The organism is Wolbachia endosymbiont of Drosophila barbarae, from assembly GCF_044752445.1.
Taxonomy (GTDB): domain Bacteria; phylum Pseudomonadota; class Alphaproteobacteria; order Rickettsiales; family Anaplasmataceae; genus Wolbachia; species Wolbachia pipientis.
The window spans coordinates 1-8,538 of the sequence record NZ_JBIXJM010000161.1 but is presented as its reverse complement, the minus strand read 5'-3'; the positions used below and the strand labels follow the sequence as shown (position 1 = coordinate 8,538).

8 protein-coding genes, 1 tRNA gene and 1 pseudogene are annotated in these 8,538 nt (G+C 36.0%); 5 read left to right on the top strand and 5 right to left on the bottom strand.

Features of this window, described 5'->3' with window-relative positions; all coding sequences use genetic code 11:
- Both ACIPNH_RS03075 and ACIPNH_RS03070 read left to right on the top strand, forming a co-directional pair.
- Positions 1-1,777: DNA polymerase (locus ACIPNH_RS03075; RefSeq protein ID WP_400771668.1), on the top strand; the 1,777-nt coding region annotated here is incomplete at its 5' end.
- 49 nt (positions 1,778-1,826) lie between these two features.
- Positions 1,827-2,858 (top strand): hypothetical protein, encoded by a 1,032-nt coding sequence (locus tag ACIPNH_RS03070; RefSeq protein ID WP_400771667.1) that lies wholly within the window; start codon positions 1,827-1,829, stop codon positions 2,856-2,858.
- Between the two features lie 35 nt (positions 2,859-2,893).
- Here the strand turns inward: ACIPNH_RS03070 and ACIPNH_RS03065 are convergent, their stop codons facing one another.
- The 4 genes from ACIPNH_RS03065 to ACIPNH_RS03050 form a co-directional block, all read right to left on the bottom strand.
- The gene (locus ACIPNH_RS03065) at positions 2,894-3,673 is read right to left on the bottom strand and encodes an exodeoxyribonuclease III (protein ID WP_400771665.1); all 780 of its coding nucleotides are present in this window, start codon (positions 3,671-3,673) and stop codon (positions 2,894-2,896) included.
- Entirely contained in the window at positions 3,673-4,380 is a 708-nt protein-coding gene (locus ACIPNH_RS03060) for a uroporphyrinogen-III synthase (protein ID WP_264723894.1), read from the bottom strand. The genes ACIPNH_RS03065 and ACIPNH_RS03060 overlap by 1 nt, the downstream gene beginning before the upstream one ends.
- A gap of 253 nt (positions 4,381-4,633) precedes the next feature.
- Complete coding sequence (locus tag ACIPNH_RS03055; RefSeq protein WP_400771663.1) at positions 4,634-5,131, bottom strand: hypothetical protein; 498 nt, start codon at positions 5,129-5,131, stop codon at positions 4,634-4,636.
- 70 nt (positions 5,132-5,201) lie between these two features.
- Positions 5,202-5,286, bottom strand: a tRNA-Leu gene (locus tag ACIPNH_RS03050).
- Positions 5,287-5,348: 62 nt separating this feature from the next.
- Here ACIPNH_RS03050 and tldD point away from each other — a divergent pair.
- The 3 genes from tldD (at position 5,349) to ACIPNH_RS03035 (ending at position 8,301) form a co-directional block, all read left to right on the top strand.
- On the top strand, positions 5,349-6,767 hold the full coding sequence (gene tldD, locus ACIPNH_RS03045) for a metalloprotease TldD (protein WP_400771660.1): 1,419 nt from the start codon (positions 5,349-5,351) through the stop codon (positions 6,765-6,767).
- 55 nt (positions 6,768-6,822) lie between these two features.
- Entirely contained in the window at positions 6,823-6,963 is a 141-nt protein-coding gene (locus ACIPNH_RS03040; RefSeq protein ID WP_400771658.1) for a hypothetical protein, read from the top strand.
- Positions 6,964-7,053: 90 nt separating this feature from the next.
- Positions 7,054-8,301 (top strand): IscS subfamily cysteine desulfurase, encoded by a 1,248-nt coding sequence (locus ACIPNH_RS03035; protein ID WP_400771656.1) that lies wholly within the window; start codon positions 7,054-7,056, stop codon positions 8,299-8,301.
- 34 nt (positions 8,302-8,335) lie between these two features.
- On the opposite strand, the pseudogene ACIPNH_RS03030 reads toward ACIPNH_RS03035, so the two are convergent.
- Positions 8,336-8,538 (bottom strand): annotated as a pseudogene (locus ACIPNH_RS03030) (Rpn family recombination-promoting nuclease/putative transposase); the annotation flags it as partial.

The window sequence follows — 8,538 nt, the reverse complement described above, 5'->3', positions numbered from 1 at the left end:
CTTTTTAAAGAAGTATGAATTCAATTCCTTAATAGGTAAAATGGAAAAGCTTTTTTCCTATAATGGGTCTAGCACAAAAGAGAAAATAGAATATAGTAGTGAAGAGTTAGAGAAATTTTTGGAGCATTGTAGATATGAAGGCAGAATTGCAATTCATTGCCACTTTGAAGACAACTTATTAAATAAAATTTCCTTATCTTATAGCGAAAATAATATTTTTTATATAGAGCAAGACAGCATACAAGATGCACTCATTATAATTAACTCAACTTTACTCTCAAATGGGGCGCTTAAAATAATACATAACATTAAAGAAATCAGGAAAATCTTCCCTACAGTAGAGAAGATGCTAGATTCAGTTGATGATTTGATGATAATGTCGTATAGCTTGGATACAGGAAAACACGATCACAGTATTCCAAACATAGTTGCGCATAATTTGAGTGAAAATGCAGAAATTTTCTCGGCAAAAACTTTAATAGCAATTCATGAAAAGCTAAAGCAAAGGTTATTTCAGGAAAAATTGTTCACAATTTACGAGCGCTTCGATAAGCCACTTATGAAAGTAATATTTGATATGGAGAAAAATGGGATATTACTGAACATACAAAAATTACAGGAGCTGTCCGATAAATTTCAGCAGGTAATTGCCGTGCTTGAAGATAAGATATATAATTTGGCAGGAGAAAGATTTAATATTGCTTCGCCAAAACAATTAAGTGATGTTTTGTTTAACAAAATGGGGCTTAATAAAAAGAAAAAGTCAAAAAAATCTGGATCGTATAGCACCAATTATGAAGTTCTAGAGGCACTCGAAGAAGAAGGGGTAGAAATCGCAAGTAAAATCTTAAATTGGCGACATTTAAGTAAATTAAAAGGCACCTACACTGATGCATTAATAAAGCAAGTTGATCCACTTGATGGTAGAATACACACAAGCTTTTCAACGACTGCAACTGCAACTGGAAGGCTGAGCTCCAGCAATCCTAATTTACAGAATATTCCTATCAGAAGCGAAGAGGGAAATCTTATCAGACAAGCATTTATTGCGCCAAAAGGGCATAAGATAATTTCTGCTGACTATTCACAAATAGAGTTAAGACTCCTGGGACACGTTGCAAACGTTGCAGCATTTAAAGAAGCTTTTGCAAACGGACAAGATATTCATGAGATCACCGCTAGGCAAGTTTTTGGAGTGCAAGAAATAGATGAGCAATTAAGACGCAAAGCAAAATCCATCAATTTTGGAATTATATATGGCATTAGCCCATTTGGTCTTGCAAAGCGGCTTGGAATTACCATTGCGGAAGCTGCTGAATACATTAATTACTATTTTTCCTGTTACCCAGAAATAAAGGCCTATATGGAAAAAGCAGTGTCTATCGCAAGATTGCATGGTTATGTAGAAACTTTGTTTGGCAGGAGATGCTTTGTAAGAGACATAAACAATACAATTCCTTATATAAGACAATTTGCAGAAAGGGCAGCAATAAACGCACCACTGCAAGGAACCGCTGCTGATATAATAAAACGTGCGACAATTCAGCTTTTTGACCAATTGAAAGTAGGTAAAATAATCCTCCAGGTTCACGATGAACTACTGGTTGAAGTAGAAGACGAAAAGGTGCAAGAAACAGCAAAGCTTATAAAAGATATAATGGAAAATGCAATAGAAATTTCTATACCACTTGAAGTAGAAATAAAAATTGGCGACAACTGGGCTCTTAATTATGACTTAAACATCGTGGATTCTAAGAGTATAAATCATTTGAACTAATACGAAAAATATGTTAGAATAAAACATAGCAAATGCAAATAGGTCAGCCATGACAGGCCCACAAGTAAAAAGTTTAAAACCTCCAAAGTTACCTACTCAGGTAACTAACGAAGATGAGAAAATTTTTGAAAAAGAGGAACATCAGGTAATCCATGATGCCTTCATACAATTGCTAAAAAACAAAGTACAACCTAAAGAATTAAAGGAAGATGACGAGGCAGTACTCGCTTTCATGCTAAGTCAGAATCAAATTATATTCAATAATGTCAAGCTAGAAGATGTAGAACCACTCAGTGAAGAGAATTTTTCTCAGTTTTTACTTTTCGTATTTGAGAAAATTAGAGAGAAAAAATTAGCTAATGAGGAGAATCTCAAGAATGGTAAAATAAAAGAAGTAGTAGATGACTGTGTAGCTGATATACGCGGTACAGAAGCTAAAGATTCATCCATAAAGTTTGTATTGGAAATGCTGCTGCTGCTAATTGGAGGGATCAAAATAGACCCGAAAAATATTTCTGGCTCCTTTATGGATGGGATGAAAGAAAAAATACCATTCTTAGGTAAAGACAAGAAAGAAGAGGATGAGCCACCGCTCAGTGATGAAGAGATGGTAAAAACGTTCTTAAGTAAATCTTTACTTCCTATTACTCTTTTTGCTTTTTCAGCATTAATATTTGGCACTGGCCCAATTGCACTAGCAATTAGTGGTGGTCTCCTTGTATGGACTGAAGTAAGTACAATCAAAAGTCTTTTTTCAAATAACAAAAAAGGTACTTTGTATGACCCTAGCTCACAAGATAAAGATGATACAGAAAAGAGAGCAAAACTGAATGGAAAAATTCTCGAGGGCATTGATGATATTTTAAAAACCCCAGTTACAGGAGTTGAGAAAGGCACCCCTGTTCCTGAGCAAGTTACTTCGGTAGGAAAAGAAAAGAGTGAACAACAACCTGTTCCTGAGCAAATTTCCCAGGAAAACAACAGGGGAAACGAAAAGAGTGAGCAGCAAGATCGATCTTGGGCAGGAAAGGAAAACAAACGAAGGGAAGAGACCATAGAGCAGCAACCAAGTAAGACCTAGGTTTGCCAAAAGTGAGTTGTGTAAGAGGTCTACTATTATTCTATAGCACATACCACAGGAGTATGATCAGACGGATTTTCTAGCTTACGCAATCTATCATCTATGTAGCATGTTTCCAATTTATCTACAGCTTGTGGTGATAACAGCATATAATCTATCCGCATTCCTTGATTATTTCTGAGTGAATTGCCTTGATAATGCCACCAAGTGAATTGTTGCAAATTTGGGTGAGATATTCTAAACGCATCTTTAAACCCAAGATTCAAGATCGCTCTTAACTTCTCACGTTCTCTTATATGAAAGCACACTTGGCCATTCAATAAGTTTGAATCAAAGACATCAATTTCATCCGGTGCAACATTATAATCGCCAGCTATAATAGTTAACTCTTCGTTCTTTAACAAAGTGCTCATCCTTTCATATAGATTATCAAAAAACTTGAGTTTATATTCAAATGCTTGAGAGTCCGGGCTTTGACCGTTTGGAACGTATACACTTCCCACCCTTACTTTCTGATTATTGTGCTTTATTATGCACTCTATATAACGCGCTTCTTGATAACCTTCTACGATATCAATCTTAAACTTCTCCAGTATCGGATATTTAGATAAAACACAAACGCCATTTCTTGCAACTTGTCCATAGACAGCACATTCATATCCCAGCTTCTCTATCTCTGCATAAGGAAATTGCTCTTCCGTACATTTTATCTCTTGCAGCAAAATTATATCTATCTGACTATCAAGTATAAAACTACAAAGTTGGTTAACTCTTTTACGTATGGAGTTTACATTCCAAGTTGCAATCTTTAGCATCAACAATCCTTATTAATTATATCAATTAAACTCTCCCCAGTAGGCAACCTCGATGTTATAATTTTTTTCCATTTGATTAACTTTAAACTATCAGCAATGTTTTTACTCATGGTATATGCAACTGCATTATTCATCACATGAGATAGCCCACTTTTTAGAACTAATGAACAAAATATCCTTGCTGTCTGTGAGGAAAAAAAAGCAACACTATCAATTTTACCATCCAATAGTAAATTTTTACACCTATTAGTTAGATTCCTTTTTATAATTGTTTTATAGAGTACAACTTCTCTTACGTTGAAATCTTCTTCAGATAATCTCTTTTTTAGGTCACATGATACTTCTTGTCCCCTTATATATAAGAACTTTATTGCGTTTGAATAATGAGCTTTTATGAATGATATCAGACCATCAACGTTGCTGTCTGCTGAGATTATATCAGAAAATCCCAAATTTTTTGCAGCCTGCATGGTTGAATTACCAACTGTAATAATCGGAAAGTCATCCACTTTGCATATTTGACTAAAAGCCTTTACACTGTTTTTACTTGTGGATATTACAACGTCAAATTCGTGCGCAGATATATCAGGATTTAAGTACTTTATTGCGAATACTGGTTCTATAAAAACTTTGTATCCATACTTTCTCAATATATTTCTTGTATTGAACGAATCCAATAAAGGCCTCGTTAATAAAATAGACTTCATTCTGATTTATTTCACTACTAGTAAAATAGTACCCTTTATACACAAATTACTGAATAAAAACTTTTATTTTGATAGCTTGAGCAATTATTCAAGTAATTGATGTGGAAGTAGAAGTACTAAGCGCTCCTACCCCAATAAGCCCACAATTTCTGCTTACACTTTTTTGACGCTAATTACATCGAACTCTTTTGAATGGCTTCCTTCAGTGGAATTATATAGCTAATATTCCTGTATAAGTTAAATAAGTTAATACTTAAGCTTGTACTCTTGCAGTATTTGAAGAGAGATTCTCAAGGAAGTTTTTTGTCTGTGGTTCACTAATCATAGTTTGAACGATATTAGCTGCCATAATAACACAGCCTAGAATAAAAAAAGGCGTAGAAACAAAATAAATAACAGAAGACTCAAAAAGCGACATAGATGCAATACCTCCTATTAGAAATGAAGCACTGGATGCTATATCAAGATAGATCTTTGTTAACTTTTTTTGTCCTGGAGTGTTTTTTATGCCAGATTTCTTATTAAGATTCTGTTGTCGGGAATGATCATTTAGTGACCATATATTTAAAGCAAACGAAAGTGCACTGAATATAGTGCCGGCAATACTAAAATACAGACTTAAGACAGGAATATTCAAGACCAATGCCACTATGTATCCAATGAAAGAGATAGTAGATAGTGTAGTAACTAAGCGTTTCGAGTAAGTTCGTACCTTCTTTCTGTAGGCTAACTTATCTTTTTCACCATACATAGCATAAATATTACCTAATATGTTATATTATAACATTAATTAATTCAATAAGCAATATGGAAGCTAAGAGTGCCCGAGAGAAGACTTGAACTTCCACAACTTAAAAAGTTACTAGCACCTGAAGCTAGCGCGTCTACCAATTCCGCCACCCGGGCTTTTTATAGTTTACTATGTTAAAGTTAAATAATATACTTAAACAATTTTTAGTTCAAAGGTAATGCCAAATCTAGATCAAATATTTTTTGCTCAAAACAATGTTAATATTAATAACGTATATAAAATAGTCAATAACGCTTTGAGCAATAGCGATGGTGGTGAGCTGTTTCTAGAATTTTGCCAGTCGGAGTCCCTGGTTTTTGAGGATAACATATTAAAACACATGGACTTGAATACTAGAAGGGGATTTGGTTTAAGGTCTTTTTGTGAAGATAGTACATCTTTCGTTTGTTCTTCTGAGATCAGCGAAAAAGAAATTAGTAATGCTGCTTCTATGGTAAAAAGCTCAGTGTCTTTAAACAAGACAAATTCAATAAATTTAAACGAAGAGACAAAAAGCCTATATTCGAGGATTAACCCTATAAATGAAATGGATCTGAATTCAAAGATTAAGCTACTCAATGAGGTTAATGAGTATGTAAGGTCCAAAAATAACTGCGTGAAGCAAGTAAAAATAACTCTAAGTGGAGAATGGCAAGTTGTACAAATAATAAAGGGTGATCACAGATTAAGCGATATCAGGCCTCTGGTACGTTTTAATGTGCTAGTCATTGTAGAAAAAGATGGCCGTACCGAAAGAGGTTCTGCAGGGCATGGTGGAAGGGACTCTTATAGTAAGTTTATTTCTGAGAAAAAGTGGAAAGAAGTTGCAAACCAAGCGTTAGAACAAGCACTGGTAAATCTTGAAGCAATTCCAACTCCAGCCGGAGAAATGACAGTCGTTTTAGGTCCAGGCTGGCCAGGAATATTGTTACACGAAGCCGTGGGTCATGGACTTGAGGGCGACTTCAATCGCAAAAAAGTCTCAGCATTTTCAAATTCTGTGGGTAAACAAGTAGCAGCTAGTGACATCACAGTAGTTGATGACGGAACTCTGCCCAATTTGCGCGGCTCTATCAGCGTAGACGATGAAGGCACTCCACCCAGTTATAATATATTGATAGAGGATGGGATCCTAAAAGGATACATGCAGGATCATATGAACGCTAAACTCATGGGTGTAAACCCAACTGGTAATGGTAGAAGAGAAAGTTATAAAGAAGTTATTATGCCGCGCATGACAAACACCTATATGTTGCCCGGAAAGTATACACCGAAGGAAATAATATCTAGCGTAAAGAAAGGTCTATATGCAGTAAATTTCGGTGGTGGGCAGGTTGATATAACGTCAGGAAAATTTGTTTTTTCATCTTCGGAAGCTTACCTAATAGAAAATGGCAAAATTACACAGCCAGTAAAAGGAGCAACACTAATTGGTGACGGTCCAACAGTGTTGAAAAAAGTATCTATGGTTGGTAATGACTTAAAGTTAGATCCTGGTGTTGGCACATGCTCGAAAGATGGACAAAATGTGCCCGTTGGAGTTGGTCAGCCGACACTCAAAGTCGACGCAATAACTGTTGGTGGAACTGAGATATAGATAAGGGCTAAAACGGATTCCAGCGCACGGCGCACAGCTGTACAAACATTATGATTTGGAAGCAATTGCCACCAATAGGGTGTCATCCCAGTGTCTGGGCACTGCCTTTGTGTTTGAGGCAAAACTGGCTATACCATTTAACACACTGCTTTCGCAAATAAATGTTCGTACAGTTATGTGTCAGCTACTTGGATGACACTTTTGTACTTGATGCAAGATTATATCTTGAAAAAATTAAGTTTTAATGCTATAAAATAATTGTAAATTTTGTCTCCGTGGTAGCTTTATGAATGTTGAAAGTAAAAAAATACACGATGCTAAAATAAAATTACCAATATTTCTTGATTATCAATCTACTACTAAAGTAGATCCCCGTGTTTTAGAGGTGATGATACCTTACTTTGGTGAGTTCAGCAATGCACACTCTCGCAGCCATTCATTTGGTTGGACTGCTGAAGAAGCAGTGGAAAAAGCAAGGAAACACATCACTGATCTGGTGAACGCAGATAGCAAAGAAATTATCTTTACCTCAGGTGCAACTGAGTCAAATAATACAGCAATCAAGGGCGTTGCTCACTTTTATAAAAATAAAGGAAATCATATAATCACTGTCTGCACGGAGCATAAGTGTGTTCTGGATTCTTGTCGGCATCTGGAAAATGAAGGCTTTAAAGTTACATATTTGCCTGTTAAGCAAAACGGAATTATAGATTTATCAAAGCTTGAGGAAGCAATTACTGATCAAACAATCCTGGTTTCAGTGATGATGGTAAATAATGAAATCGGAGTAATTCAGCCTGTCAAAGAAATTGGTGTAATATGTAGAAAGCATAATATATTTTTCCACACAGATGCAGCTCAAAGCTTTGGAAAAGTTCCAATTGATGTTAATGAGATGTGCATTGATCTTATGAGTCTCTCTAGCCACAAAATTTATGGACCTATGGGAATAGGCGCATTATATGTACGTAGAAAGAATCCTCGTGTTAGGCTGATACCACTAATTAGTGGTGGTGGACAGGAAAGAGGCATGCGTTCTGGAACAGTTCCAACACCTCTTGCAGTTGGTTTTGGTGAAGCGGCACGTATTGCTAGAGAAGAAATGAAAAAAGAAACAACTAGAGTGGAAGAATTAAGGGATATTTTGTATAACAAGATAAAAGAAGCGTTTCCTGATATCGTTTTAAATGGTGATTATGAAAATAGAATTCCTGGCAACCTAAACTTGAGCTTTCCTTATGTTGAGGGTGAGTCTCTCATCATGGCAATCAAGGATTTAGCAGTAAGTTCTGGTTCTGCGTGCACGTCTGCGTCTCTTGAGCCTTCCTATGTCGTACGGTCGCTAAATAATGGCCATGACCTTGAGCATTCATCAATTAGATTTGGCCTAGGCCGATTTACAACTAAAGAAGAAGTTTTGTATGCAGCAGATCTTGTTGCTAAAAATGTTGGCCGACTGAGAGAAATGAGCCCACTTTGGGAGATGGTACAAGAAGGAGTAGATTTGAACACCGTGAAATGGGACTCTCATTAAATGTATCCGTTCCAACTGCAAATGCACTTTGAAATTACTCTGTACCGTTCACACTTAATTCTTCAATCTCACTAATAGAAAGGCCAGTAAACTTGACAATAGTGTTGACATCAACATTATTAGCCAGCATTGCTTTTGCGACTTCAATTTTCCCTTCCTCTTTACCAATTTTGATGCCTCTTTCTTCGCCAATTTGGATGCCTTTTTCAGTAGCAAGGTCAAGTCTGTATTCAAGAA

Excerpts from the sequence above, each read along its gene's own strand:
- ACIPNH_RS03070 (WP_400771667.1), top strand. The coding sequence starts at position 1,827 with ATGACAGGCCCACAAGTAAAAAGTTTAAAACCTCCAAAGTTACCTACT.
- ACIPNH_RS03065 (WP_400771665.1), bottom strand. The coding sequence starts at position 3,673 with ATGCTAAAGATTGCAACTTGGAATGTAAACTCCATACGTAAAAGAGTT.
- ACIPNH_RS03060 (WP_264723894.1), bottom strand. The coding sequence starts at position 4,380 with ATGAAGTCTATTTTATTAACGAGGCCTTTATTGGATTCGTTCAATACA.
- ACIPNH_RS03055 (WP_400771663.1), bottom strand. The coding sequence starts at position 5,131 with ATGTATGGTGAAAAAGATAAGTTAGCCTACAGAAAGAAGGTACGAACT.
- tldD (WP_400771660.1), top strand. The coding sequence starts at position 5,349 with ATGCCAAATCTAGATCAAATATTTTTTGCTCAAAACAATGTTAATATT.
- ACIPNH_RS03035 (WP_400771656.1), top strand. The coding sequence starts at position 7,054 with ATGAATGTTGAAAGTAAAAAAATACACGATGCTAAAATAAAATTACCA.